Origin of the sequence: Formosa sp. S-31 (assembly GCF_051172795.1) — a bacterium.
Taxonomy (GTDB): Bacteria; Bacteroidota; Bacteroidia; order Flavobacteriales; family Flavobacteriaceae; genus Formosa.
This window is the reverse complement of the sequence record NZ_JAENDK010000002.1, coordinates 708754-735480: the sequence shown is the minus strand read 5'-3', so window position 1 is coordinate 735480 and position 26727 is coordinate 708754. Positions and strand designations below refer to the sequence as shown.

Annotated in this window: 18 protein-coding genes; 3 read left to right on the top strand and 15 right to left on the bottom strand. The window is 36.4% G+C overall.

The annotated features are described in order from the left end of the window. Positions 1-9 precede the first annotated feature (9 nt). On the top strand, positions 10-1842 hold the full coding sequence (locus I3217_RS03495) for a glycoside hydrolase family 15 protein (protein WP_435048344.1): 1833 nt from the start codon (positions 10-12) through the stop codon (positions 1840-1842). A gap of 82 nt (positions 1843-1924) precedes the next feature. Here I3217_RS03495 and I3217_RS03490 read toward each other — a convergent pair whose 3' ends face one another. The 8 genes from I3217_RS03490 to I3217_RS03455 all read right to left on the bottom strand — a co-directional run bounded on the left by I3217_RS03490 (position 1925) and on the right by I3217_RS03455 (position 13495). Next, positions 1925-3730 carry an acyl-CoA dehydrogenase family protein gene (locus tag I3217_RS03490; protein WP_435048343.1) on the bottom strand — a complete coding sequence of 602 codons (1806 nt, stop codon included), beginning with the start codon at positions 3728-3730 and terminating at the stop codon, positions 1925-1927. Between the two features lie 90 nt (positions 3731-3820). Continuing rightward, positions 3821-5011 (bottom strand): acetyl-CoA C-acyltransferase, encoded by a 1191-nt coding sequence (locus I3217_RS03485; RefSeq protein WP_435048342.1) that lies wholly within the window; start codon positions 5009-5011, stop codon positions 3821-3823. A gap of 110 nt (positions 5012-5121) precedes the next feature. After that, entirely contained in the window at positions 5122-7530 is a 2409-nt protein-coding gene (locus I3217_RS03480) for a 3-hydroxyacyl-CoA dehydrogenase/enoyl-CoA hydratase family protein (RefSeq protein ID WP_435048341.1), read from the bottom strand. A 1-nt stretch (position 7531) separates the two neighbouring features. Continuing rightward, complete coding sequence (locus tag I3217_RS03475) at positions 7532-7984, bottom strand: MarR family winged helix-turn-helix transcriptional regulator (RefSeq protein WP_435048340.1); 453 nt, start codon at positions 7982-7984, stop codon at positions 7532-7534. A gap of 117 nt (positions 7985-8101) precedes the next feature. Further along, positions 8102-9871: an AMP-dependent synthetase/ligase gene (locus I3217_RS03470; protein WP_435048339.1), complete on the bottom strand. Its 1770-nt coding sequence runs from the start codon at positions 9869-9871 to the stop codon at positions 8102-8104. A 203-nt stretch (positions 9872-10074) separates the two neighbouring features. After that, complete coding sequence (locus I3217_RS03465; RefSeq protein WP_435048338.1) at positions 10075-10848, bottom strand: carboxypeptidase-like regulatory domain-containing protein; 774 nt, start codon at positions 10846-10848, stop codon at positions 10075-10077. 87 nt (positions 10849-10935) lie between these two features. Further along, positions 10936-12735, bottom strand: coding sequence for a DEAD/DEAH box helicase (locus I3217_RS03460; RefSeq protein WP_435048337.1), 1800 nt, complete (start codon positions 12733-12735; stop codon positions 10936-10938). A 184-nt stretch (positions 12736-12919) separates the two neighbouring features. Then, complete coding sequence (locus tag I3217_RS03455) at positions 12920-13495, bottom strand: non-canonical purine NTP diphosphatase (RefSeq protein ID WP_435048336.1); 576 nt, start codon at positions 13493-13495, stop codon at positions 12920-12922. A gap of 440 nt (positions 13496-13935) precedes the next feature. Here I3217_RS03455 and hpf point away from each other — a divergent pair, with 440 nt between their 5' ends. Then, positions 13936-14235 (top strand): ribosome hibernation-promoting factor, HPF/YfiA family, encoded by a 300-nt coding sequence (hpf, locus tag I3217_RS03450; RefSeq protein ID WP_435048335.1) that lies wholly within the window; start codon positions 13936-13938, stop codon positions 14233-14235. A gap of 305 nt (positions 14236-14540) precedes the next feature. Continuing rightward, entirely contained in the window at positions 14541-15461 is a 921-nt protein-coding gene (locus I3217_RS03445) for a DUF4421 family protein (RefSeq protein WP_435048334.1), read from the top strand. A gap of 12 nt (positions 15462-15473) precedes the next feature. Here the strand turns inward: I3217_RS03445 and rlmH are convergent, their stop codons facing one another. The 7 genes from rlmH to I3217_RS03410 all read right to left on the bottom strand — a co-directional run bounded on the left by rlmH (position 15474) and on the right by I3217_RS03410 (position 26712). Next, a complete protein-coding gene (rlmH, locus tag I3217_RS03440) occupies positions 15474-15947 on the bottom strand; it encodes a 23S rRNA (pseudouridine(1915)-N(3))-methyltransferase RlmH (RefSeq protein ID WP_435048333.1) in 474 nt (157 codons plus the stop codon). Between the two features lie 28 nt (positions 15948-15975). Beyond that, the gene (locus I3217_RS03435; RefSeq protein ID WP_435048332.1) at positions 15976-18387 is read right to left on the bottom strand and encodes an alpha-ketoacid dehydrogenase subunit alpha/beta; all 2412 of its coding nucleotides are present in this window, start codon (positions 18385-18387) and stop codon (positions 15976-15978) included. Between the two features lie 176 nt (positions 18388-18563). After that, positions 18564-21302: a metalloprotease gene (locus I3217_RS03430; RefSeq protein WP_435048331.1), complete on the bottom strand. Its 2739-nt coding sequence runs from the start codon at positions 21300-21302 to the stop codon at positions 18564-18566. A 171-nt stretch (positions 21303-21473) separates the two neighbouring features. Next, entirely contained in the window at positions 21474-22163 is a 690-nt protein-coding gene (locus I3217_RS03425) for a TIGR00730 family Rossman fold protein (protein ID WP_435048330.1), read from the bottom strand. Positions 22164-22184: 21 nt separating this feature from the next. After that, positions 22185-25016, bottom strand: coding sequence for an excinuclease ABC subunit UvrA (gene uvrA, locus I3217_RS03420; protein WP_435048557.1), 2832 nt, complete (start codon positions 25014-25016; stop codon positions 22185-22187). A gap of 170 nt (positions 25017-25186) precedes the next feature. Further along, positions 25187-25855 (bottom strand): DUF937 domain-containing protein, encoded by a 669-nt coding sequence (locus tag I3217_RS03415; RefSeq protein WP_435048329.1) that lies wholly within the window; start codon positions 25853-25855, stop codon positions 25187-25189. Between the two features lie 116 nt (positions 25856-25971). After that, a complete protein-coding gene (locus I3217_RS03410; RefSeq protein WP_435048328.1) occupies positions 25972-26712 on the bottom strand; it encodes a hypothetical protein in 741 nt (246 codons plus the stop codon). Between the last annotated feature and the right edge of the window lie 15 nt (positions 26713-26727).

Genomic DNA, 26727 nt, shown 5'->3' with positions numbered 1-26727 from the left:
GGGAAATTAATGAATAATTTAGACTACGGAATTATAGGAAATTGCCGCAGTGCAGCACTTGTTTCTAAGACAGGATCCATAGATTGGTGCTGTTTACCAGAGTTTGATTCGAGCTCTGTTTTTGCTAAAATATTAGATGAAAATATAGGGGGACATTTTGGAATAAATGTGGCTTCAGATTATACAATAACACAAAGTTATCTTAAAGGTACCGCTATTCTGGTAACCTCGTTTAGTAACGGAAAAGATGCTTTCGATATTTTAGATTTTATGCCGCGTTATCATAAAATGTCTGGCGGTTATCAATCTCCACCGGAAATCATCAGGTATATTAAATATCAAAAAGGAAGACCAAAATTTTCAGTAGAATATAACCCGAAATTGGAGTATGCATTGGGAGAGACCAATACATTTGTAAAACCTGAATTTATAGTTAGTCTTACTGATAAAGAAAAGTTCGATACTATATTTATGTACACTAGTCTGGATAAGGAAGCTGTGGTAAACGGGGATATTATTGAACTTAAGGAAAACGCTTATTTCTTATTAGGATATAATGAAAAGATATTCCAGCCAGATGTTCAAAAAGCCTATGTAGAGTACGAACGCACAAAGGTGTATTGGTTAAACTGGATGGATAATACACCGGCTTACGAACGTTATAACGATGAAATTTGCCGAAGTGCAATTACCTTAAAACTTTTAACCTACGATAAAACGGGAGCTGTATTGGCAGCGGCAACAACATCTTTACCGGAAACTATTGGAGAGGTTCGCAATTGGGATTACCGATTTTGCTGGATTAGAGATGCTTCGATGGTAATTAAGGTCGTGTCGCATTTGGGGCATAAGAAAATAGCAAAACGCTATTTGCAATTTATAATCGATTTAATACCGGATAAAGACGAAAAGCTTCAGATTATGTACGGTATTAACAAGGAGAAAAAGTTAACCGAAGAAACTCTGGATCATTTAAGTGGATATAAAAACTCCAAGCCAGTACGTATAGGGAATGCAGCTTACGAGCAACGCCAGAATGATATCTATGGTATTTTAATGGATGTTATTCATCAGCAACTTGTAAATTTCAGAACGGATATAGAAAACGGCGAGGAAATATGGACCATAACTAAAGGAATAGTGTGGGTGGTAAACAGACACTGGCAGGAAGCCGATAAAGGTATCTGGGAGTTTAGAACAGAAGAACGTCATTTTACTTTTTCAAAAGTGCTTTGTTGGGTGGCAATAGATAAAGCGATAAAAGTTGCCGAATTACTTGGAAAAAACAATAAACTAAATCAATGGATTCATTTAGAGAAAACCATTAGAGAGGATATAATGACGAATGCCTGGAATGAAAAAGTACAGGCTTTTACACAGTCTTATGGATCGGAAGATCTGGATGCTTCAGTACTATTAATGGAGCCTTACGGATTTATTGAAGCTAATAATCCAAAGTACGTAAATACGGTTAAAGCTATAGAGCGCGAGTTGAGTAATGACGGCTTATTATACCGATATAAAAATAAAGACGATTTTGGACTGCCTTCATCTTCTTTTACTATTTGTACGTTCTGGTTTATAAACAGCCTCTATAAAATAGGAGAGGAGCAGAAGGCGATTACTTTGTTCGATAAATTATTGTCGTACAGTAATCATTTAGGTTTATTTAGCGAAGATATAGACTTTGAAACCAAACGTTTACTAGGTAATTTTCCGCAGGCTTATTCGCATTTAGCTTTAATTGAAACCGCGATAAACTTATCCAGTGTTACCGCCGAAGAAAAGGTGATTGGAAATATGCGCGAAAATCACGACGATAAGAAAATAAATGATCGGTAGAAAACTAATAGATAATAAAAAAGGTCAATTCAAAATTAGAATTGACCTTTTTTGATAAAAAATGAATTAGTCACACAATATTTTAAAAGCAATATTTATTTTCTGCCTTAAGTTTTTCAGCGATTTCCTTACGTAAAGCAACTACGTTAGGGTTGTTAGTGTATTTTGTAAAACGTTTAAGTCCCATTAACATCATGCGTTGTTCGTCTCCTTCAGCAAAAGAAATGATGCCTTCTTTAGCATTTTTAGCGATGAGTTCTACGGCATTATATAAGTACAATTTAGACATAGCTATTTGTTCTTTTTGTTTATCCTCTCCAAAGCGTTTTGCATTTTTCTCAGTTCTTAAAATTGCGGATTCAGCCATATAAATTTCAATCAGGATGTTGGATGCTGAAAGTAATAATTGCTGATGTTGCTCCAGTTCCGGACCGAATTTCTGTACGGCGGCACCGGCAACCATTAAGAATACCTTTTTAAGTTTGCTAAGCATTTCCTTTTCTTCCGAAAGTAATTCGGAATAATCAGGTGTGTCAAAAGATGGAATACTCATAAGTTCTTCCTGTACTTTCATGGCCGGACCTATGAGATCAACATGTCCTTTCATTGCTTTTTTAATTAGCATACCAACGCAAAGCATACGATTAATCTCGTTTGTGCCTTCATATATTCTGGCAATACGGGCATCTCTCCAGGCGGCTTCCATAGGTGTGTCTTCCGAGAATCCCATACCTCCGAAAATCTGAATACCTTCATCGGCACAGTTTTGAACATCTTCAGAAACCGCTACTTTTAAAATGGAACACTCTATAGCATATTCTTCAACGCCTTTAAGCTCGGCTTCCTGATGTGAATTTCCTGCTTCCTGACGCATGGTAATACGGTCTTCTATATTTTTAGCCGCGCGGTACGAAGCCGATTCTCCGGCATAGGCGCTGGTGGCCATTTCAGCAAGTTTATATTCTATAGCTCCAAAGTCAGAAATTCGAGTTTTAAACTGTTTGCGTTCGTTTGCATATTGCAGCGCTGTAGTTGTAATACGACGTTGAGAATCTAAGCAGGCGGCAGCCAACTTAATGCGACCAATGTTTAAGGCGTTCATGGCAATTTTAAAACCTTCGCCGCGTTCGGCAAGCATGTTTTCTGCTGGAACAAGGGTATCACTAAAAAATACCTGTCGTGTAGAGGAGGATCGAATACCCAATTTATGTTCTTCCTCACCCAGACTAATGCCATTTGGGTTTTCGGGATCGATTTCTACAATAAAGCCTGTAATATACTTGTCATCTTCAATACGTGCAAAGACGATCATCAGATTACAGAATCCGGCGTTAGAAATCCACATTTTTTGTCCGTTAATACGGTAAGATTTACCATCCTCTGATAATGTGGCAGTTGTTTTTCCTGAATTTGCATCACTTCCGGCCCCAGGTTCTGTTAAGGCATAAGCACCAAACCATTCTCCGGTAGCCAGTTTTGGAACATATTTTTGTTTTTGTTCCTCGGTACCATATAGAGTAATAGGCATGGTTCCAATACCAGTATGTGCTCCAAAAGCAGTACTAAACGAACCTGTTCCGCTGGACATGTAGTCGCAGGTTAACATAGTCGAAACGAATCCCATTCCCAAGCCTCCATATTCTTCTGGTACAGCTACGCCTAAAAAACCGAGTTCGCCGGCTTTTTTCATAACTTCTTCCGTAAGGGCATAGTCTTTGGCTTCAAAACGGGGTTTATTTGGAATGATTTCGCGGTCGTTAAATTCCATAACCGCTTCTTTCATCATGATTTGTTCTTCAGTGAAATCTTCTGGAGTAAATATGTCTTCACAGTCCGATTCTTTTATAATGAATTGACCGCCGCGTAGTATATCTTGTTTTGTTTCCATAATATTAAATTTTTAGTAGTTTGTACATAGTATTGAGAATAGAGATTTTAGTAGCGAGTAATCTGGAAACTCAATACTAACATCTTATATCTAATTCAAAAATTCAAAAATGCCACAGGCTCCCTGCCCGGTACCAACGCACATGGTTACGGCACCGTATTGACCAGTCATATTCCGTTTGCGCATTTCATCAAAAAGTTGAACGGATAGTTTAGCTCCGGTACAGCCCAGAGGGTGTCCTAAAGCAATAGCTCCTCCGTTAACGTTTACGATTTCCGAATTTAATTCCAGTTCCCGTATTACAGCGATAGACTGTGATGCAAACGCTTCGTTTAATTCAATAAGTTTTAAATCGTCTTGTTTTAATCCAGCTTGTTTTAAGGCTTTAGGGATGGCTTTTACAGGACCAATGCCCATAATGCGAGGTTCTACACCGGCTGCAGCATAATTTACGAGTCGAGCTATAGGTTGCAGACCTAATTCTTTTACCAGATCTTCGCTCATTACCATAACAAAAGCAGCTCCATCACTCGTTTGCGATGAATTACCAGCAGTTACACTTCCACCTGCAGCAAAAACCGGTTTTAATTTAGCCAAAGCTTCCAAGCTGGTATTGGCGCGTGGTCCTTCGTCCTTAGTAACGGTATAAGATTTAGTGGATTTTTTGCCGTTTGAATCTATAAAAGTTTCTTCGACCGTAATAGGAACAATTTGATCCTGAAAACGATTTTCGGCCTGAGCTTTTAACGCTTTCATATGAGAATTGTAAGCAAATTCATCTTGATCTTCACGAGATACTTTAAATTGCTGAGCAACGGCTTCAGCTGTATTTCCCATTCCCCAGTAATAATCTTCGTGTCCTGCTTTTACTATGTCATAGTTTAGTTCAGGTTTAAATCCTGTCATTGGTACTGCGCTCATGCTTTCTGCTCCTCCGGCAATAATACAATCTGCCATTCCCGCCTGGATTTTAGCTGTGGCAATGCCAATAGTTTCAATTCCAGACGAACAGAAGCGATTTACAGTAACTCCGGGAACATCTACAATATCCAGTCCCATTAATGATATCAGACGTGCCATATTAAGACCCTGAGAGCCTTCGGGCATGGCATTACCAACTATTACGTCGTCAATACGTTTCGGGTCGAGGTCGGGTAATTCGTTCATCATGTATTTAATGGTTTCGGCAGCAAGCTCATCTGTTCTTTTGAAGCGAAATACTCCCTTAGGCGCTTTTCCTACTGCTGTTCTATATGCTTTAACTATATATGCGGTTTTCATAGTTTCTAAATTTAATTTTGAAAAGAGAATAGTAAATTAAGTAGAGATAAAGTTTTTTTAATCTTTATAACAATATGTAAGATTTTATTCTTTATCGTTCTTCTATTTTTCTAATTTCTTAAAGGTTTTCCCGTTTTCAACATATGCTGAATGCGTTCTAAAGTTTTACGTTCTGTACAGAGACTTAAAAAGGCTTCGCGTTCCAAATCCAGCAGATATTGCTCGTTTACCAGTGTAGGTTCGGATAAATCGCCGCCAGCCATAACGTAGGCTAGTTTATTTGCAATTTTCTGATCATGTTCACTGATATAATGACTGGCTTCCATGGCATCTGTGCCTACCAGAAACATGGCCAATGCCTGTTTACCTAAAACTTTAATGTCGTTACGTTTTATGGGTTGCGTATAACCAGCTTCGGCCATAAGTTTTGCATGTGCTTTGGCTGTGGCAATCTGTCGATCTTTATTAACAACCACAATATCTTTACCCGGTTGAAGAATACCTAAATCAAAAGCTTCGTAAGCCGATGTAGATACTTTCGCCATTCCAATAGTCAGGAAGTATTCCTGAAGGGTGTTTAATTCTACGTCTCCTTTTTTAAAGGTATCCTGAGCTCTTAAAGTCATTTCTTTAGAGCCACCACCACCAGGAATTACACCAACTCCAAATTCAACCAAACCAATATAAGATTCGGCAGCCGCTACAACCTTATCTGCATGAAGCGATAATTCGCAACCCCCACCTAAGGTCATACCATGAGGAGCAGAGATGGTAGGAATGGCGGAATAACGCATGCGCATCATGGTATCCTGAAAATATTTAATCGCCATATTCAGTTCGTCATAATCCTGCTCAACAGCCATCATAAAAATCATGGCAAGATTGGCACCAACAGAAAAATTAGCGCCCTGATTTCCTATAACCAGTCCTTGGAAGTCCTTTTCGGCCAGGTCTATAGCTTTATTTAAACCAGTCAATACATCGCCTCCTATAGTATTCATTTTGGATTGGAATTCGCAATTTAGAATTCCGTCACCTAAATCTTCAATTACAACTCCGGAGTTTTTAAAGACTTCATTAGATTTTCTGATATTATCCAGAATAATAAACGCATCCTGTCCTGGAACTTTTTCCTGCGTTTTAGTTGGAATATTATAAAAATAAGTGTCGCCGTTAACAATGGAGTAAAATGATTTACTTCCAGATTCAAGCATTTCCAATACCCATGATGCAGGCTCTAATCCTTCGGCTTTCATAAGTTCTATTCCCTTTTCTACGCCTATGGCATCCCAGATTTGAAACGGGCCATGTTCCCAGCCAAAACCGGCTTTCATGGCGTCATCTATTTTATATAATTGATCGGTAATTTCCGGAATACGGTTTGAAACATAGGCAAACAAGGCTGTAAAGTTTTTGCGATAAAATTCACCTGCTTTGTCTTTTCCTGCAATTAAAACTTTAAATCGGTCTATTACCTTATCAATGGTTTTTGTTAGTTCCAGCGTAGCGAAACTCGCTTTTTTATTAGGACGGTATTCCAAGGTATTTAAATCGAGAGACAAAATATCTTTAGAACCGTCTTTATGGCGTTCTACTTTATAAAATCCCTGATTGGTTTTACTTCCAAACCATTTGTTTTCCATCATCGTATTAATGAAATCCGGAAGCTTAAAGAGATTATGTTGTTCGTCTGTTGGGACATTTTGATATAATCCGTTGGCAACATGTACCAGGGTGTCTAAACCAACCACATCTACAGTTCTGAAGGTTGCCGATTTTGGACGTCCGATTACTGGACCTGTAAGTTTATCGATATCTTCAATAGTTAAGTCCATAGCTTGAACGGTATGGAACAAACTCATAATACTGAATATACCAATTCGGTTACCAATAAATGCTGGGGTATCTTTGGCAACTACCGAAGTTTTTCCCAGAAACTGTTCACCATAAGTATTAAGAAAATCTAATACTTCCGAACTTGTTTTCGGACCAGGAATAATTTCGAAAAGTTTTAAATAACGGGCAGGATTAAAGAAATGAGTACCGCAAAAATGCTTCTGAAAATCTTCAGATCTCCCTTCGCTCATAAAATGAATTGGTATTCCCGAGGTATTCGACGTTATAAGTGTGCCAGGAGTTCTGTATTTTTCAAGATTTTCGAAGACTTGCTTTTTTATATCGATACGCTCCACTACAACTTCAATAATCCAGTCTGCATCTTTAACTTTTGCAATATCATCTTCCAGATTTCCTGTACTGATGCGACTTGCGAATTTCTGATTATAAATAGGAGAGGGTTTCGATTGTAGTGCTTTTGAAAGGGAATCGTTTACTATTCTGTTTCGTACACTTTTATCTTGTAAAGTCAGGTTCTTGGCCTTTTCTATATCAGTCAGGGCATTGGGTACTATATCTAATAATAATACCTGGACCCCAATATTGGCAAAATGACAGGCGATACCGCTTCCCATAATACCAGAACCTATTACGGCTACTTGTTTTATTCTACGTTTACTCATTTTATTTAAAAATGGATTCGTTATTATATATTTTTTTATTCGAAATTAAATCGTTGATAGTTTCGGCTACTTCGTAAAAGTGATTTAATTGTTCCGGAGTTACGTGTTTTTTTACGGTGTCGTTAAAAATTAAAACGCGGTCTTTGGAGTATTCTCGTTTTTCTTTGCCAAACGGTGTTAAATGTATTAAAACACCGCGACCGTCTTCCGGATTGGGTTTACGTTCTATAAGACCTTGTTTTTCCATGTTTTTAATGATTCTGGAAAGGCTAGTCGCTTCCATTCCCATTTTGGGACCAAGAGAAGTAGAAGGGGTGCCCTTTTCCGGATCGATACTTAAAAGGGCAAAGCCTGTAGCCATAGTGCTATCGAATTTAGCACCTTGTTCATTGTACATCTTGGTTACCGCTAACCAGGTGGTACGCAATACATAATCTATGGTTTTATCTTTCATTATAGGTTTTGTTCTAACCAAATATAATAAAAAATACTATGCATGCATAATAAAGATGTGCTTTTGATTACATTTTTAATAAAAAAAACTCCTTAAAAATTTAAGGAGTTTAAAATATTAGGGTCTGTATATAGATTCTATCAAATCTTTGTAGATTTCCTTGATGATTTTTCGTTTTATTTTTAAAGTAGGGGTAAGGTGACCGGAATCGATACTCCAGATATCTGGTGTAATTTTAAACACTTTAACCTGCTCCCATTTTCCAAAACTTTTATTAGCCTGATCTATTTCCTGCTGAATACGGTTTAGAAGGGCTTCGTTTTTAAACAAGTCCTGCTCGTTTGTAAAAGTTATATTATGGCGTTTAGCCCATTCTTTTACAAATTCATAGTTGGGTTGGATTAGTGCCGCAGGCATTTTTTCACCTTCACCAACAACCATAACCTGTTCTATAAAGCGCGATTGTTTTATTTGATTTTCCAATATGGCAGGGGCTACATACTTACCGCCACTGGTTTTAAATATTTCTTTTTTACGATCGGTAATTTTTAAAAAACCATCAGTACTGATTTCTCCAATATCTCCTGTGTGGAAATACTCGCCACTCATAACTTCAGCGGTCCTTTCTGGATCCTTGTAGTATCCTAACATGACGTTAGGGCCTTTAACAAGAATTTCACCATCTTCTGCAATTTTAACTTCTACTTTTTCAATAATTTTTCCAACAGTTCCAATCCTGAAACCATGGTTTCTTTCGTCGTTAACAGCAATTACAGGCGATGTTTCTGTTAAGCCGTAACCTTCCATAATAGGTAAACCGGCAGCAGCAAAAATACGCGTTAAGCGAGGTTGTAAAGGCGCGCTTCCAGAAACCATAATTTTAATATTTCCTCCAAGAGCTTCACGCCATTTACTGAAAATAAGTTTGTTCGCTAATGCGAGTTGTTTTTCGTACCACCAGCCATTGGCGTTGTAAGGTTCGTATTGTAAGCCCAGATTAACCGCCCAGAAGAATAAAGCCTTCTTTACACCCGTTAGGTCTCCACCTTTTGCGATAATTTTGTCGTATACTTTTTCGTATAATCTGGGAACCGCAGACATCACATGAGGTTTAACCTCTTTGAGGTTATCACTCATTTTGTCTATAGATTCGGCAAAATAAATTTCAACGCCACAGTACTGATATAAATACAGTAGCATACGTTCAAATATATGGCAAATAGGTAAAAAACTTAAAGCTTTAGATTTACCGTAAACGAAAGGAACACGCTTTTCGCTGGCACTAACATTGGATACGATGTTATTGTGAGATAACATTACACCTTTTGGTGTTCCTGTAGTACCCGAGGTGTATATAATAGTCGCCAAATCATTGGGGGTAATATCTTTTTTACGCGCTTCAACCTCATCTTGATTTGAAGTATCTTCACCAATAATTAAAAGCTCCTTCCAATTGTTTTCATTAGGAATTTCATCGAAAGTATATACCTTTTTTAATTTAGTATTGTCTTTAATCTTATTTAACTTTTCAACCACAGCAACATCTGAGACAAAACAGTAAATCGCTTCGGAATGATTTAAAATATACTCGTAATCATTCTCACTAATTGTAGGATAAATAGGTACATTCTGAGCACCAGTCTGTAGCACACCAATATCGAGAATATTCCATTCTGTACGATTGTTTGTAGAAATTACAGCGATTTTATCGTTAGGTTGAATGCCAAGACGTAAAAGCGCACGACTTATACTGTTTGCCTGATCCAGAAATTCCTGAGAAGTTACAGATTGCCATACGCCGTTATATTTTGTAGAAAAACATTTACTAAGGTTATAGGTTTCCTGTTGATAATAGGGAATATCAAAAATGCGAGTAATGTTTGTCATGAAAAGTTAAGGTGATACTAAATTAATGTATGAAATGGCACAACAAGTCTTAAAATTTTAATTATAATGAGTTTGTTGTGTTTTATTTTATTAATGTGATTTATATTGAGGCAATATAGTGAGAATTTAATAATTAAAATATAATTTATAAAAATTTTAAGTGGATTTAAAAAAAGAGCTGCAAACTGCAGCTCTTGGTATTTTTAAAGTTTGCCTCGTCCCCGACTTAAAACCTTGTATTCTTCGTAGCATCCGCTTATAGCGTCCAGTATTTGAAGATCGTTTGCCGAATTTATAAAATCTTTTGAATAATTACATTGCCTTACAATTTCGTCTAAATCTACCCGATCTACCTGCAATAAAACAGTAAGCATTTCGCGATCAAAACGCGATGCCAAAAGATTTCGAATTTCGTCATCTTTTTTCATCTGCTTTAATTTTTTCATTTCCTGAGGTTTCTTTCCAAATATATTATAGAGGAAATCTGCCGGATTGAAAATAGCTCCTAATACTTTATTTACGCCACTATTATTGTAACTACCAGCTTCATATCCGTTTTGAAGTCCGGAAATACTATACTGATAATTATTGTTTATAGGAACTTGTTTAATATCTACTTCCAGATAGCCTGTAAGCTTAAACTGGTGTACAACAACTTCTTCCAAAGCCAGTGCCAATTCGGTCAGGGCTATTTTAGAACTGCCGTATTTAATCCAGTCGTTCGTTACTCTGACTTTTATGGATTTAAAACCTAAAAATGAAAAATGAAGGGTGTCGTTGGCTTTCGCAGACACCTCAAACTCACCTTTTACATTGGTTGTACTTCCTTTAACCTGATTAATATTTACAATATTAACGCCTTCTAATGGTGCGTCGTCTGCACCGTTAACAATAACTCCCTTAACAGTGGTGTCTTCCTGAGAAAATACCGCTGTAGTTGTTAATAAAAGCGTTAGAATAAAGATTAAATATTTCATGGGCCGTAAATAAAAGTTAAAAGTAGCAAACTAAATAAGATTTCCTAAAACAGAAGGATTAATTTGACTAATATTTAACAAAATTAATTAACGTCTTGAGCGTCTTGGACGAGAAGATCCTGAGGACTGGGTTCCAGAATCACTTCGTCTTTTTCCGCTAAATTCAGTATTACTGCGTCTTGACTTCGAACGTTTTTCACCGCCTTTAAAGCTACTAAAATCTTTTTTGTCAGAATCTCTTCGGCGTCCTCCTTTACGACGGTTTCCACTACCACGGCTTTTTCCGCCGCCTTTATTTTCAGTCTTTTCTACATTAACAAAGCGACCATTATGTTTAAAGTCTGTAAAGAATTCTAATACTTTAGGTTCAAGTTCGGCCTCGGTATTAAAGAAAGAGAAACTCTCTTTAACATCTACTTTAAAGACATCATCTCTACCTAATTGTAATTGTTCTTTAAGGAAATCTTTAAGATTCATCCAGTCGAATCCGTCACGACTTCCTACATTAATAAAGAAACGAGAAGCGTTATCAGACCCCGAATAGTCTTTAGTATTTCCTGACTCAGCAACATTTAAATCTTTAGATTTTTTATAGTAGTTGAAGAATCTGTTAAATTCTACAGAGAAGAATTTTTTAATTAATTCTTCTTTAGACGTGTTAATGAATAACTCATTAATATTATCTAAATATTTGTCAATTTCATGATCAACTTCTGTGTTGTGAATTTTGTTAGCCAGTGACATTAACTGAACTTCGCAGATTTCCATACCATTAGGGATGTCTTTCTTAACAAAGTCTTTTTTAATGATACGTTCTATACTTTTTATTTTTCTAACCTCACTTTTAGAAACGATAACCATAGACACCCCGGTTTTACCTGCACGACCTGTACGACCACTACGGTGATTATAGGTTTCTATTTCGTCTGGTAACTGGTAGTTAATTACATGTGTAATATCATCTACATCAATACCACGGGCAGCAACATCTGTCGCGACAAGCATCTGGATTTGCTGATTTCTAAATGATTTCATTACTAAGTCACGTTGATTCTGACTTAAATCGCCATGAAGCGCTCCGGCATTATAACCATCTTCTATAAGTTGCTCGGCTACTTTTTGAGTATCTCTTTTGGTACGACAGAAAATTACCGAAAAAATATCCGGGTTAGCATCTGCCAAACGTTTTAAAGCCTGATAACGATCTCTGGAATTTACTAAATAGTATTCGTGAGATACTTGTGTACTTCCTTCATTTTTGTTTCCTACCGTAATTTCTTTAGGGCTATCCATGAATTTTTTAGCGATAGTAGCTACTTCTTTAGGCATAGTCGCAGAAAATAACCAGGTACTTTTATCTACCGGTGTATGCGATAATATGTCTGTAATATCTTCATAGAATCCCATGTTAAGCATTTCGTCGGCTTCATCTAAGACGCTGTATTCAATTTTACTGATGTCAACCATATTACGGCTAATCATATCTTTCATACGGCCCGGAGTGGCAACAATAATCTGAGCTCCGCGTTTTACATCACGAGCTTGTTCTGTAATAGACGAACCACCGTAAATAGCAACAACGTTTAAGCCTTTACAGTATTTACCATATGCTTTAAGCTCGTTGGCAATTTGTAAACAAAGTTCGCGGGTAGGAGACAGGATTAATCCTTGTGTGGTACGGCTATCCAGCTGTATTTTTTGTAGCATAGGAAAGCCAAAGGCAGCTGTTTTTCCTGTTCCGGTTTGAGCCAGAGCAACTAAATCTGTTTCACTTTCTAATAATAGCGGGATTGCTTTTTCCTGCACTTCACTTGGAGTTTCAAACCCCATATCGGTAATGGCGTGCAAAAGGTCTTCATTAAGACCAAGGTCTTTGAATGTGTTCATTCTTTTTAATAAGTATTCGATTACAATATGTAAGTGTTACACAAGAAGGGAATCGACATACTTAACCTTAAACTTCTAAGTAACACATCCTCACCCTGAGGAATTTCAAGCTGCAAAGGTAGTGCTTTTTTTTAGATAAACTACTTTTATGTAAAATATTGTTAATCAGAGTATTTGTGGTTTGTTATAAGTGGTTTAAATGCTCAATTAACAAAGAAACGGCTTTTCCACGATGCCCAATGCTGTTTTTTTCAGCTAAAGGCATTTCTGCAAAGGTTTTTGAATAGCCTTCAGGTTTAAAAACAGGGTCGTAACCAAATCCGTCTGTACCATGTTTTTCTGTGGTGATTTTCCCAGGACAAATTCCTGTAAAGGTTTTAATGGTATTATTTATACTTAAAGCGATTACGGTTTTAAATTGAGCTGTTCTGTTTTCGGAGTCTTTAAGCTCATCTAATAGCTTGTTCATATTGTCTGAGGCATCTCTTTGCAAACCTGCATATCTTGCAGAAAATACACCGGGTGCACCATTCAGAGCTTCTACTTCTAATCCTGTATCGTCTGCAAAGCAGTCGAAACCGTAGTGTGTTTTTATGTATTCGGCCTTTTGAATAGCATTACCTTCTATAGTCGGTTGGGTTTCCGGAATGTCTTCCTGGCAATTTATATCTGCTAAACTTAGTAAGGTTATATGAGAAGGAATCAAAGCCTGAACTTCTTTTATTTTATTGGCATTATTAGTGGCGAATACAAGTTTCATGAAACAGTTTTATGGATTTAACCGCAAAATTAATGTTTTTTATGGATTTACCGGCGTGAATGCATTTTGTTGTAAATCAGTGTTTTATATTGGTGATTTTTTGTAAATTGTATAGACTTCCTTGGAGCTAATTGGGTTAATTGTCTAACTTTTAAAACCTTGGAGTCATGAAAAAATATTATTTAGAAATTTCGTTTGCGCTGGTGTTTGCACTCTTCACTTTATTAATAATACGGACTATTATTTCAATTTTTATGTTAATTAAAGAAGTAAATCAATTGCCTCAAAACTGGTAATCAATTAATAATTAAAGGTTTATTTGGCAGGGTTGATTTTCAATTAAATTTTATCAGATTTTTCTGAATACTTTATGATTTTAATCATAATTGAATTCACTTTAATACCTTAACTTTGATAATGAACCTAAAAATGGAACTATTATGACTATAAACATTCAATATCTTCATATGTCCACAAGTGAGGCGATGAATAGTTACGTAAGTGAACGATTAAGTAAATTAGCTAAAAAATATGACTGGATTATTTCGGCAGAAGTAGTGTTCGAACATATTGCTAATGAAAAAGAAGACGGTAAAGTGTGTAAAATTGAATTGAGTGCACCGGGTCCCAGAATATTTGCTTCTTCGCAAGAAAGAAATTATGAATTGGCTGTAAAGAATACTATTAATGATTTAGATATACAGCTTAAAAAACGTAAACATACGTTTTCACATTCATAAGTTTGGTTTATATATAGGTGAAAAGGGCTAAGTTGTAAAACTTAGCCCTTTTTTTATGCGTAATTATATTGTTTAATATGCTTAATTCTTAAAAGTAACGGGGTATTAACTTCGTCTAAAGAAAGTTATATCTTAGAACAATGTAGCGTTCTGCTGGTTTCATAACATAATTAATGTATTTTTAGCTTCTTATATATCGATTAAATTCTGATTAAACGGATTGTAGCAGTAAGATGAAAAAACAGCTTTGTATTTTACTTTTTTTTATAAGTTCGCTAGCTGCGCATGCTCAAATCTCTAAAGGTTTGGATACTTTAAATTTAATACAGTTGGTTGATACACTGTTTATAGATCACGATATTAATAATTACTCATTAAGGTTATTTACAAATTATAAGCTCAAACGGTTTAGAATTTCAAACGACGAATTTAAGAGCAGATATGTGCCGAATAATCGATTTGGTGTCGGTTTTGGTTTTGCGAGTAGTAAATTGTTGGTAGATATTGCGTTTAATATAAAAGATAAGAATAAGGATGTAACCAACCGGTTCGATATGCAGGGTACTACCATATTGGGTAAAAAGAATTACGTCAATTTTTATGTTCAAACTTATAAAGGGTTTAAAGTGAAGAATAATTTTGATGAAGATTTTGTGTTCCGAGACGATATTAAATCAGTAACCATTGGTTTAAACATGCTACGCACACTTCCCGATATTGAATTTTCTTATACTTTACTGAAAGCGGGTATAGACAGACTGGATAAAAAGTTTTATTTAACCGGGGGATTCGGGGCTTTTATGTTTTACGATTATTTTTCAGCCGATGATAATGTTTTAAATGAAGAAACCTATCCTTACTTTAACGAACAGGCTCAAATTAAGCGTTACAATAGTGCTGCTCTTGGGGTTTTAGGGGGTATTCTATCGGTGTTTAAGTTACCCGAAAATATAACCCTAACCTGCAATTTAATGCCGGGAATGGGGCTAATGTATAAACATGTAACCTTAGAGGATGATAAGTATACGCCGTCGAATAATTTTCTTTTTAAAATGGATTATGCTGTAGCGTTGGGTTATAATGTGGACCGGTATTATCTCAGTTTAATTTATGGTGGTGGAGTATATTCTACCAAACTAGACTATGATAATAATTACCGTTTTAATGTAACAAAAGCAAAACTGGCTTTTGGATACAAACTGGGAACCCGAAGTAAAAAGAAGTAGTAAAATAAAACCCTATCTGTGATGATAGGGTTCATTTTTTAATATTGTAAATCCACGGTATAACTGCTCGATTATAAATAACCGTATCATCTGATGAGAAAAGGTCATTTTGGATAGTGAGATTTTGCCCTTGGCTTGCGCATATACCTCTGAAGAAAAACCATAAGGCCCTCCAATAACAAAAACAAGTTGTTTTATTCCAGAGTTCATGTGTTTCTGTAGATAGTCTGAAAAGCCTACCGAATCCATTTGTCTACCGTTTTCATCTAATAAGATAAGAACATCTGTAGGGTTTATTTTTCCTAAAATCAGTTCGCCTTCTTTTTGCTTTTGCTGATCTTCACTTAAATTTTTAACCTTTTTCAGGTCCGGAATAATATCAAATTCAAACTTAATATAATGTCCGAGCCGTTTTTGGTAATCGTCAATTAAACTTTGTAATTGTTTATTGTCTGTTTTACCAATGGCTAATAGTTTAATCGTCATAGTCGCGCGCTTGAGCTTAGCCCAGAATTTATCGAAGTTTCGGATATTTATTAGGGTTAACTTCGTGCATCATCTGGTATATGGTTTCAAATATATCTTCTAAAGAAGGTTTAGAAAAATAATCACCATCAGTACCATAAGCTGGTCGATGAGCTTTTGCTGTTAATGTTTTTGGTTGACTATCTAAATGCAGATAACCGTTCTGAGTATTTAAAATTTCATTTAAAATATATGCTGAAGCGCCACCAGGTACATCTTCATCTATAATTAATAAACGATTCGTTTTGGCAACACTTTTTACGATGTCGTGATTAACATCAAAAGGAAGCAGAGACTGAATATCTATAACTTCGGCAGAAATACCAACTTCCAGTAAATCTTTAGCAGCCTGTTCAACAATACGAAGAGTAGAACCGTAGGATACCAAAGTAATATCTTCTCCTTCTCTCAAGGTTTCAACAACGCCTACAGGAGTTTTAAACAAACCAAAATTAGATGGTTTTTTCTCTTTTAAGCGGTAACCGTTTAAGCATTCTACAATAAGTGCAGGCTCATCTGATTCCAGTAAAGTATTATAAAAACCAGCTGCCTTTGTCATGTTTCTAGGGACCAATACATGGATACCGCGGACAAGGTTGATAATACCTCCCATCTGCGAGCCTGAATGCCATATACCTTCCAATCTGTGGCCACGTGTTCTTACTATTAAAGGTGCTTTCTGGCGTCCTTTGGTACGGTAGTGCAAGGTTGCTAAATCGTCGCTGATAAGCTGTAAGGCATACATCAGGTAATCCAGATACTGAATTTCGGCAATAGGGCGTAAACCTCTCATGGCCATTCCTATGCCTTGTCCTAAAATAGTAGCTTCGCGAATTCCGGCATCGGCAACACGTAATTCACCGTATTTTTCCTGCATGCCTTCAAGCCCTTGATTAACATCACCTATATTTCCAGAATCCTCACCAAATATCAAAGACTCCGGGTATTTGCTGAAAATAGCATTAAAATTATCTCTAATAATAAGACGACCGTCAACATATTCAGAGTCCTCACCATACACCGGTTTTACTTCGGTGATATATTTAACCGATTTATTACTTTCGCTTACTAAATGCGAACTGTATTGCGGTTGTACTTTATTCATATAAGCCTCAATCCAGGTTAATAATCTGGTTTTGTCTACACTGTCTTCATGAATCAGGTAACGCAGGGTTTTCCTTGCGGTAGAAATAATATCCTTTTTTAAAGGTTCCTCAATCTGTTCTAAATCTTTAATGATTTTTTGAATGAAGGTTTTATTTGCACTCGAATTTGCAATACGATGCAACAGATTTACAAGGAATTCTTTATCCTGATTAATAGGGTTTATAAATAAAGCCCAGGCTGCTTTTTTTCCATCGCGAACCTGTTTTTTAATATCTTTTTCTAAAGCGCTTAACGTTTCTTCGGTAGCAATGCCGTTTGAAATAATCCATTCGCGCATTTTTAGGTTACAATCGTGTTCGTGTTCCCAGTCTAAACGGTTTTTGTCTTTATATCGTTCGTGAGAACCTGAAGTGGAATGCCCTTGAGGCTGCGTTAGTTCGCTAACATGAATTAATACAGGAACATGTTCTTCGCGAGCAATTTTCCCGGCTTCCTGATACATTTCTATTAAAGTAGGGTAGTCCCAGCCTTTAACTCTTAAAATTTCGTAGCCTTTACTGTCTTCTGTACGTTGGAAACCTTTTAAAATTTCCGAAATATTTTCTTTAGTTGTTTGATGTTTTGCATGAACCGAAATACCATATTCGTCGTCCCATACACTTATAACCATTGGCACCTGTAAAACACCAGCAGCATTTATGGTTTCAAAAAAGATGCCTTCGCTGGTACTGGCATTACCAATGGTACCCCAGGCAACTTCGTTACCATTAACCGAGAAATTTGTGGCATTGATTCCTTTAACATGTCTGTAAATCTTTGATGCCTGTGCTAATCCCAGCAAACGCGGCATTTGTCCTGCAGTAGGTGAGATGTCTGAACTTGAGTTCTTTTGCTTGGTAAGATTTTTCCAGTTACCGTTTTCATCTAAACTATGGGTAGCAAAATGCCCTCCCATTTGTCGTCCGGCCGACATTGGTTCAATTTCCAGATCGGTGTTGGCGTATAGACCAGAAAAGAATTGTTCTATTGTTAATTCGCCAATAGCCATCATGAAGGTTTGATCGCGGTAATAACCCGATCTGAAATCACCATCCTTAAAGGCTTTGGCCATAGCAAGTTGAGGCACTTCTTTTCCATCACCAAATATTCCAAATTTCGCTTTTCCTGTAAGCACTTCACGTCTTCCTAATAAACTACATTCTCTGGAGGTAACAGCTACTTTATAATCATTTAAAACTTCAGCTTTAAAATCTTCAAAAGATAATCCTGTCTTTGTATCTGGTTCTATTTGCATGTTATTTTTGGGTATGGTTCGGGCAAATGTAAAAAATCTAAGTGAGTTTTACAATTGAATCTCAAAGAAATAGATTATTGAGTTTGTATTAAAGTGGTGTTTATTTGGTTTTTAAATATTAAATTCTTAGTAAAATGGATTTTAAATAATAATTTTTCAATAAAAATCGCGATTTTTTAATACCATCTTCTGGAGAATAAGCCCATCAGGGTTTGCGGGGAAAGTGTAACGATAAAACGTATTTTCTGACTGTACTGGGCTTGAGTGATTTCCCAGCCTAAATTGGAGTACACCGGAAAGTAAAGCTCGAAATAATCGGCAACCAGACGTAAGCGAAATCCGGAATCGTAAACAAATTTAGTTTTCTGGTCGTGATTCGCCACTAAACCAACGTCGCCATAAGCTTCAATGTATTTCCAGATTGTGGTTCCTGCATTTAGGGTAGCCATCCACTGGTTGGCGAAAGGTGTATCTAATTTTGATTTAAATCCTCCTTCGGCAATAACTAATTCCTGACTTAATAAACCGGTACTTTCTGAACGGCCCAGATAGTTGTAATCGAAGAGGTAATCGGTAGGGCGGTCCAGGCCAAAACTAAAATAGTCCGAGTTGGTGTAGGTTTTGTTGTATAAAAATGTTCCGGCAAAAAAGCGCAGACTGTAATTCCGGTTTTTTTCGGTGAGCTTTCTATACTCCAGATTAAAAGATAGTTTTCCGAATTTATCAGCAAACTGAACATCTGTTAGCCAGGTAAAGTGATTTTTTAAATTTGGATTGGTGTAATTATATCTGGCATTAAACACATTGTAATTCGGGGTGTTTTCCAGATTGTAAATATTGTTAGGGTCGTCTTCTCTGTTTATGCTTTTATAGCGTAAGGTTATGTATTTGCGTTTGTTATTTCGGAAATTGGTTTTATCTCTAAAGGCTATGTTAATATAAGGGGTAAACGATGTGTACGATAGTTCAGGCGCATAATGCGAATATTCTCCGGTTAATCCAAATCTTATATAGTACAGGTCATTATCCTCGAAACGTTTTATGTAATTTAAGGTTCCACTACCTATTAACTGTTTACTTTTAATGGCGTAACGAGGTTTTAAAAAGTATAAAAAGGATTTTTGTAAAGCGGTTTTATTATACAATTTAAGACCGGGAGAAAAGCCATCGTAATAGTTGTAGCTAAAATCGGGCATAAAAAATACCTGATTGTAATACGGGTCTTCAATATCTTTAAATAAGCGGAATTGTAAAGGTTTGTTATTAAATAAAAAGCCACGTAAAGACTTCCAGTTATCTCTTAAATTAAATTCGGGAACAGCCATGTTATAATTAAGAACCAGTTTGTCTATGTCTGTTTTTGGTATGTTTACTGTTTGTGTGTCTTTTATATGGTTTACCCAGGTTTTATAAACTACACTGTCGTTTTTTAAGCCATATAAGGAAATAGGCATAGCATTATGGCGCTTGTTTTTAAGACTAACAGCCAGAGAATCGCCTATTAGTTTATAATCTGTTATTTTAAAATCTATTTTTTCGCGGGAGTTAACATAATCTTCGAAAAACCAGTCTAAATCTTTATCTGTGTTACATCTTAAGATGGTTTCAAAATCTTTAGGAGCGGTTTGATGTTGCTTGTATAGTGACAAATATGTATCGATGCTTTCTTCCAGAATATCGTGATTTAAATAATCTTCAAGATATTTTAAACCCACTCCGGCCTTGTATTTATTCGCAATATTGGTATTGAATTTTAAAAGGGAGTCTTTAGGCATGGTTAATGGCTGGTCCAGATTAGCTCGCGCCATATGCATGTATAGAAAATTATACTGATCGTTAAACTGCAGTTGAGTAGCATGAAACGAACGTAAGCCCCAGACTTTGGATAAGGTTCCAAAAAGTTTCATATTCGGGTAATGCTCGTCTACATACTTCATTAAATAATATACCTGTAAGCCATCGTTAAGCCAATATTCTTTTCTCGGGTTTATTAATAGAACGTTTTCTATATAGTTACCCAAAGCTGTTTTTATCAGTTTTAATTCGTATTGAAAATGATTCGGGAAGGGTCTTATAAAATTTGGAAGTTGATTAATGCCGTATATAGGATCTTTTTGATAATCTATTTCAGAAAGTAATAATTTATCATGTGGGTAGTCGCCAAGATTTTCAGATAGAAAAGATAAAATTTTGTCGATAATTAATATGCGATCTATTTCATTTAAATTTTCGTCGTTTATATTAGTTGTAATCGAGAAATTAGTGTTTCCTATAGTTTTAAAGTCAGGTTGCTGTCTTAAAAACAGTTTTGAGTTTACAGTATTTTTTCCCTGAAGTAAGACCGTGGTCAAGTTAGAGTTGTGACTTAAAGTTGTCTGGTCTAATTCTGAGGTTAAAAATAGTCTGGAAGGATAAGTGATTTCAAGGTTTAAATCGGCGTCCGGTATATACAGGTCATCCAGATTTATATTGCTGTAATATTGCCATTTTCCATTGTAAACAGATGGCGTTATATACCAGTATCTTAAATTTAAATTTCCGTTATTGTCCCAACCGTATCGTGTAAAATTATCATTAGGAATCTGAACCATATAATCAAGATTCAGAGTGTAAGTTTCACCACCTTGCAAAGGTCTGTTTAGTTTAACTTTAATAATGTCGGGATGATTTTGTACACGTTCAAAATCTACTTCATCATTATTTTGAGTTATCGAGGTAATAGCAGTAAAGCCCCGATCATCGCTTTTTGCAAAATGAAAGTTGGTTTTATATTCTTCGGCAAACCGGTTTGCTAACGGCGTGTTTTTAGTAGAGTAACTGTTTGGCCAGTCGCTTAAATAAATAGCATGTAAAGTGTCTTGGGTTGTGTTTTTATATTGAATTTTCTGAGATATACTTATTTGCTTTTTGTCCATATTGAACTTTGCTTTTAAGTCAATGTTATTTTGACTAAAAGCAACTGTGCTTAATAGGAGGAAAAGGATAAAACAAAGATGTTGTATTCTCAAATTATAGGTTCAATTTACCGTATGTTACGCGTTATTTATGTTCTGTAAAAATCAGGGTTATGTAAGTTTATGGGACTTTTAAAAATTGAAACTGTGCTGTGATTCGTTATAAAATTCATCTAAAACAGCGATAACTTCGTCTTCACTATCTACAATGTGAATAAGATCTAAGTCTTTCGGGCTGATGGTGCCATGTTTTTCAAGCATTGTGGTTTTTATCCAGTCTATAAGTCCGGACCAGTAACTCTTACCCACTAAGATTATAGGGAACTGTTCAATTTTTTTAGTCTGAATCAATGTAATGGATTCGAATAATTCATCCAGGGTTCCAAATCCTCCGGGCAATACAACAAAGCCCTGCGAGTATTTTACAAACATCAGTTTTCTAACAAAGAAATAGTCGAAATCCAAGTTTTTATCCGCATCAATATAAGGGTTGTCGTGTTGTTCGAATGGTAAATCGATGTTTAATCCTACCGAAGTTCCTCCGGCAAGATGAGCGCCTTTGTTTCCTGCTTCCATAATGCCTGGGCCACCACCGGTAATAATTCCATATCCGTTTTCTACAATTTTATAGGCTACGCGTTCGGCCAGTTTATAATTGTCATCGTCTGGTTTAGTTCTTGCCGAGCCGAATATAGAAACGCAAGGGCCTATTTTACTCATTTTTTCAAAGCCGCTAACAAACTCGCCCATGATTTTAAAAATCGCCCAGGAATCGTTAGTTTTTATTTCGTTCCAACCTTTTGGATGTATCTCTTTTTTCATAATGTTTTTAATATGCTTTAGCTAATGTAATTCTTTTTTAAGGAATCGTGCTGTGTAACTTTTCTTATGTTCTGCCACTTCTTCAGGGGTGCCTTCCACTACAACTTTTCCACCGCCTTTACCACCTTCATAACCAATGTCTATAATGTGGTCTACCGTTTTAATTACATCCAGGTTATGTTCAATAATTAATACGGTATTGCCTTTGTCGGCCAGTTTATTTAAAACGAGCATCAAAACGCGTATATCTTCAAAGTGTAACCCTGTAGTTGGTTCATCTAAGATATAAAAGGTGTTTCCTGTATCGCGTTTGCTTAATTCTGTAGCCAGTTTTATACGTTGCGCTTCACCACCGGAAAGGGTTGTACTCTGTTGTCCAAGAGTAATATACCCCAGGCCAACATCCTGTATGGTTTTTACTTTTTTATGAATTTTTGGAATATTCTCGAAAAAGTCTACCGCCTCATTTATAGTCATGTTTAAAACATCGCTGATGGATTTACCTTTGTAGCGTATTTCCAGTGTTTCCCGATTAAATCGTTTACCCTGACAGGTTTCGCATTCTACGTAAACATCTGGGAGGAAATTCATTTCTATAACACGCAGACCTCCGCCCTGACAGGTTTCGCAGCGTCCCCCTTTAACGTTAAAACTAAAACGTCCGGGTTTATAACCTCGAATCATGGCTTCCGGCGTTTTAGCAAAGAGACTTCGTATTTCACTGAAGACACCCGTATATGTTGCCGGATTACTTCGAGGCGTTCTGCCAATCGGAGACTGATTGATATCGATAACTTTATCTAAATGTTCTAAACCTGTTATGCTTTTATAGGGCATAGGTTTTTTTACACCATTAAAATAGTGGGCATTTAAAATAGGGTAGAGGGTCTCGTTAATTAAAGTCGATTTTCCACTTCCGGAAACTCCTGTAACTCCAATCATTTTGCCCAGAGGAAAAGCCACACTTACATTTTTTAAATTGTTTCCGGTACAGCCTTTAAGCGTTAAAAAATGTCCGTTACCAGTTCGGCGTTTTTTAGGAATTTCAATGGTTTTGGTCCCGTTTAAATAATCTGCTGTTAGGGTATGGTGTTTTAACAATTCATCAGGAGAGCCTTCACTTATGATTTCACCACCATGACGCCCTGCTTTTGGTCCGATATCGATAACATAATCGGCGCGCTCTATCATGTCCTTATCGTGTTCTACCACAATAACCGAATTCCCCACATCGCGAAGAGATACCAGAGAATTGATTAATTTTTCATTATCCCGCTGGTGTAAACCAATACTGGGTTCGTCTAAAATATAGAGTACGCCTACAAGTTGAGAGCCAATTTGAGTGGCTAAACGGATACGCTGCGCTTCGCCGCCAGACAGGGTTTTAGAACTGCGGTTTAAAGACAGGTAATCTAAGCCAACGTCGAGTAAGAACTGAAGTCTCGTGGTGATTTCTTTAATAATTTCCTCACCTATTTTAAGTTGCTTTTCCGAAATGTGCTTTGTAATGTCTTTAAACCAAAGCGTCAAGTCTTTTATATCTTTATTGGCCAGTTCGGCAATATTTAGTCCATTGACTTTAAAGTAAAGTGATTCTTTTCTCAGGCGTGTGCCTTCACAAAGATCGCAGGATACTTTATCCATATACTCTTTAGCCCAGCGTTTTAATGAGGTGGTTTGTGCATTCTCGTACTGGCTTTCAATAAATTTAGCAACCCCTTCAAATTCTATTTTATAATCGCGGGTTATGCCCAGTGTTTTACTTTCTACAGAGAATTTATCTTTACCTCCATATAAAATAATTTGTCTGGCCTCATCAGGAATGTCTTTGTAAGGATCGCCTAAATTGAAATTATAGCGTTGCGCTATTAACTCCAACTGTTTGAAAATCCAGCTTTTTTTCTCTGGTCCCATAGGAGCTAAGGCTCCTCCTCGAATGGATAAGCTTTCATCCGGAATTATTTTAGCAGGGTTAACCTCATGCAAAGTGCCAATACCGTTACATTTTGGGCAGGCACCTTTTGGCGAGTTAAAAGAAAAGTTGTTTGGTTCTGGGTTAGGGTATGATATGCCGCTTGACGGACACATAAGTGAACGACTGAAATATCGGGCTTCGTTAGTGTCATGATCTATAATCATTAACACATCTTCACCGTGATACATGGCTGTATTTATAGTTTCGGTAAGACGCTTATCGTTATCTGCAGATTTATCTACTTTTAGCCGGTCTATTACAATTTCTATATCGTGGGTTTTATAGCGGTCTAATTTCATGCCTTTTACCAGGTCTCTTATTTCACCGTCTGTTCTTACCTTTACAAAGCCCTGTTTTCCTATTTGTTCAAATAATTCTCTGTAATGACCTTTACGCGATCGTATAACGGGGGCCAGTATGTTTATACGTTTCCCGTCGTATTCTTCAATTATAAGATTCTTAATTTGCTCGTCGCTGTAACTCACCATTTTTTCTCCGGTGTTATAGCTATAGGCGTCGCTTGCACGAGCATATAACAATCTGAGGAAATCGTAAATTTCGGTTATGGTCCCTACGGTCGATCTTGGAGATTTACTCGTGGTCTTTTGTTCGATGGCAATTACAGGAGATAGTCCATCAATTTTATCCACATCAGGACGTTCCAGTCCGCCGAGAAATTGACGGGCATAAGCAGAAAATGTTTCTATATAACGGCGTTGTCCTTCGGCATAAATGGTGTCGAAGGCCAGAGAGGATTTTCCACTACCAGATAAACCGGTAATTACTACCAGTTTGTCTCTTGGAATAGAAACATCTATATTTTTTAAGTTGTGCACTCGTGCACCTTTTACTTCAATGTATTCTTCGAATTGGCTCATAGAAATGCAAAGTCTCAAAGGTACAGATTTTAAGCTGAAAAAGGAAACGTATTAAGCCTTTCAAATATAATATTTAAGCGGATTTCCTTGTTCAAAAACAGATTGAAAGCGGCTTAGTTAATATCGATAGATATTGCTGGTGGTTGCTGATGTGTAACAGTGGATTCGTCCTATTTAGGTTTGTAGAAAATGTAAAACAACAACAGTCCTATAATAGCTATAAGCAAAGGAATTATCCATTTGTGTTTTGGTTTAAATTTTTCTTCGGTCTCTTCGTTTGTATCTGTTTTGTCGGTAATTATTTCAGTAGGTGCAGAAATTAATAAGGAGGTAATGCCTTTAGGTGTGAGTTTTGCGATGTTTCGGTTATCGGCATGTAAGGCAGCAATCAGTCTGGATGAATTCAGGTCTAGTTTATAACAGATACTCACAACTATTAAAATTAAAATCAGTATGAATTGATTGAAGGCTTCTGACTTAATTCCGGTTTCTTTGCTTAGCAAATGTAATACTGCGTTTTCATGGGGACCAAATATTAATGTCTGAATTGAACTTGCCGTTTCAAATTTGTCATTTTTTAAGGGGTGTTTAAGCGTTTTTTCGGGGTGTTTTAAAAGGTTAAACGGTTCGTAGTTTTTATGAAACACTTTAAGCATTATTTCCTCTATGGCAGCAGGTGAATTTGCTAAACTCAGGAATCCTGTTAAAATAGTAGCAATACTTATTTTGGTGATTTTTGAAATATCCTGCTCAGATTCATTTAAAATTCGGGCAGATTCAGATATAAAATCCGGACGAATACAGTCCTCTACCGATTTAAAAAAATGAATCGATTTCATTGAAAGTTAAGCATTGGTTATACTATCAAATGTAAGTAAAATATTTCTGAATTGTGAATTTAAGTATAGCTGATTTAAGAATGTAATAATATTAATAGTTAAAATCTTGAGATGTGTTAATTTGGGGTGATTTCGGGAAGGGACTCCGACGTTTTTAAATCTGTGATTTCAAAACCAAAAAACAGGATGTTGTGGAATCTAGGAAACAAAGCACCGGTTTCTGAAGTGGTCCAGTCATTCCAACTCGCTTCTAAACCGTCTATAGGTAATAAGTTATTCCACATTTTAAAGGCGTAGGGCTTATGGTTTGCATCCAGCATCCAGAGATAAGTGTCGCCTTTAGAGGTTTTCGTTTCAGGATAGTTTACTAAAAGTCCTTTCTCATTGTTATCTAAAGGGATGAGACTTCGTGTCGTCCCTGTTTTAAAAACAGTGTATGGCGCTATTAGCCAAAAGGAATCATTGGTAAAATAGTTTTGAGCCTTTTGTATCAGTTCTTCAGCCTCAGGGCCTTGAATAGGCGTGTTGTTTACCAAAACTTTACTCCTATTTGGGGTATTTAACTGGAGGTTAACCTGGATGTTTTTCCAGTACACTTCGCAATAGTGATCCGGTTTAATCCATTTATAATGGTGTCTTTTTTTAAAGGTCCATTCTATATAAGAGGTGTTTTTATAAGCTTCGTAATTTAAAGTTTTCAGCATATTATGGGCTACGAAATCTGCAGCTGGAGAAGGGTTTGGTAAAGGAAGGTCTTCATGGTATTTAAAATACATGTACCCAAAGAATAAAAGGCTGGGCAGGGTAAAGAAAATAAGTACTCCAAGTCCTGTTTTTATAATTTTATTAGTCTTCATAACACGTTAAATCTG

What these genes read in the sequence shown, in the direction of transcription:
- hpf (WP_435048335.1), top strand. Translation starts at nt 13,936, where the DNA reads ATGACTATAAACATTCAATATCTTCATATGTCCACAAGTGAGGCGATG.
- uvrA (WP_435048557.1), bottom strand. Translation starts at nt 25,016, where the DNA reads ATGAGCCAATTCGAAGAATACATTGAAGTAAAAGGTGCACGAGTGCAC.
- I3217_RS03495 (WP_435048344.1), top strand. Translation starts at nt 10, where the DNA reads ATGAATAATTTAGACTACGGAATTATAGGAAATTGCCGCAGTGCAGCA.
- I3217_RS03410 (WP_435048328.1), bottom strand. Translation starts at nt 26,712, where the DNA reads ATGAAGACTAATAAAATTATAAAAACAGGACTTGGAGTACTTATTTTC.
- I3217_RS03430 (WP_435048331.1), bottom strand. Translation starts at nt 21,302, where the DNA reads ATGGACAAAAAGCAAATAAGTATATCTCAGAAAATTCAATATAAAAAC.
- I3217_RS03485 (WP_435048342.1), bottom strand. Translation starts at nt 5,011, where the DNA reads ATGAAAACCGCATATATAGTTAAAGCATATAGAACAGCAGTAGGAAAA.
- I3217_RS03465 (WP_435048338.1), bottom strand. Translation starts at nt 10,848, where the DNA reads ATGAAATATTTAATCTTTATTCTAACGCTTTTATTAACAACTACAGCG.
- I3217_RS03425 (WP_435048330.1), bottom strand. Translation starts at nt 22,163, where the DNA reads ATGAAAAAAGAGATACATCCAAAAGGTTGGAACGAAATAAAAACTAAC.
- I3217_RS03460 (WP_435048337.1), bottom strand. Translation starts at nt 12,735, where the DNA reads ATGAACACATTCAAAGACCTTGGTCTTAATGAAGACCTTTTGCACGCC.
- I3217_RS03415 (WP_435048329.1), bottom strand. Translation starts at nt 25,855, where the DNA reads ATGAAATCGATTCATTTTTTTAAATCGGTAGAGGACTGTATTCGTCCG.
- rlmH (WP_435048333.1), bottom strand. Translation starts at nt 15,947, where the DNA reads ATGACGATTAAACTATTAGCCATTGGTAAAACAGACAATAAACAATTA.
- I3217_RS03480 (WP_435048341.1), bottom strand. Translation starts at nt 7,530, where the DNA reads ATGAGTAAACGTAGAATAAAACAAGTAGCCGTAATAGGTTCTGGTATT.
- I3217_RS03475 (WP_435048340.1), bottom strand. Translation starts at nt 7,984, where the DNA reads ATGAAAGATAAAACCATAGATTATGTATTGCGTACCACCTGGTTAGCG.
- I3217_RS03470 (WP_435048339.1), bottom strand. Translation starts at nt 9,871, where the DNA reads ATGACAAACATTACTCGCATTTTTGATATTCCCTATTATCAACAGGAA.
- I3217_RS03490 (WP_435048343.1), bottom strand. Translation starts at nt 3,730, where the DNA reads ATGGAAACAAAACAAGATATACTACGCGGCGGTCAATTCATTATAAAA.
- I3217_RS03435 (WP_435048332.1), bottom strand. Translation starts at nt 18,387, where the DNA reads ATGCAAATAGAACCAGATACAAAGACAGGATTATCTTTTGAAGATTTT.
- I3217_RS03455 (WP_435048336.1), bottom strand. Translation starts at nt 13,495, where the DNA reads ATGAAACTTGTATTCGCCACTAATAATGCCAATAAAATAAAAGAAGTT.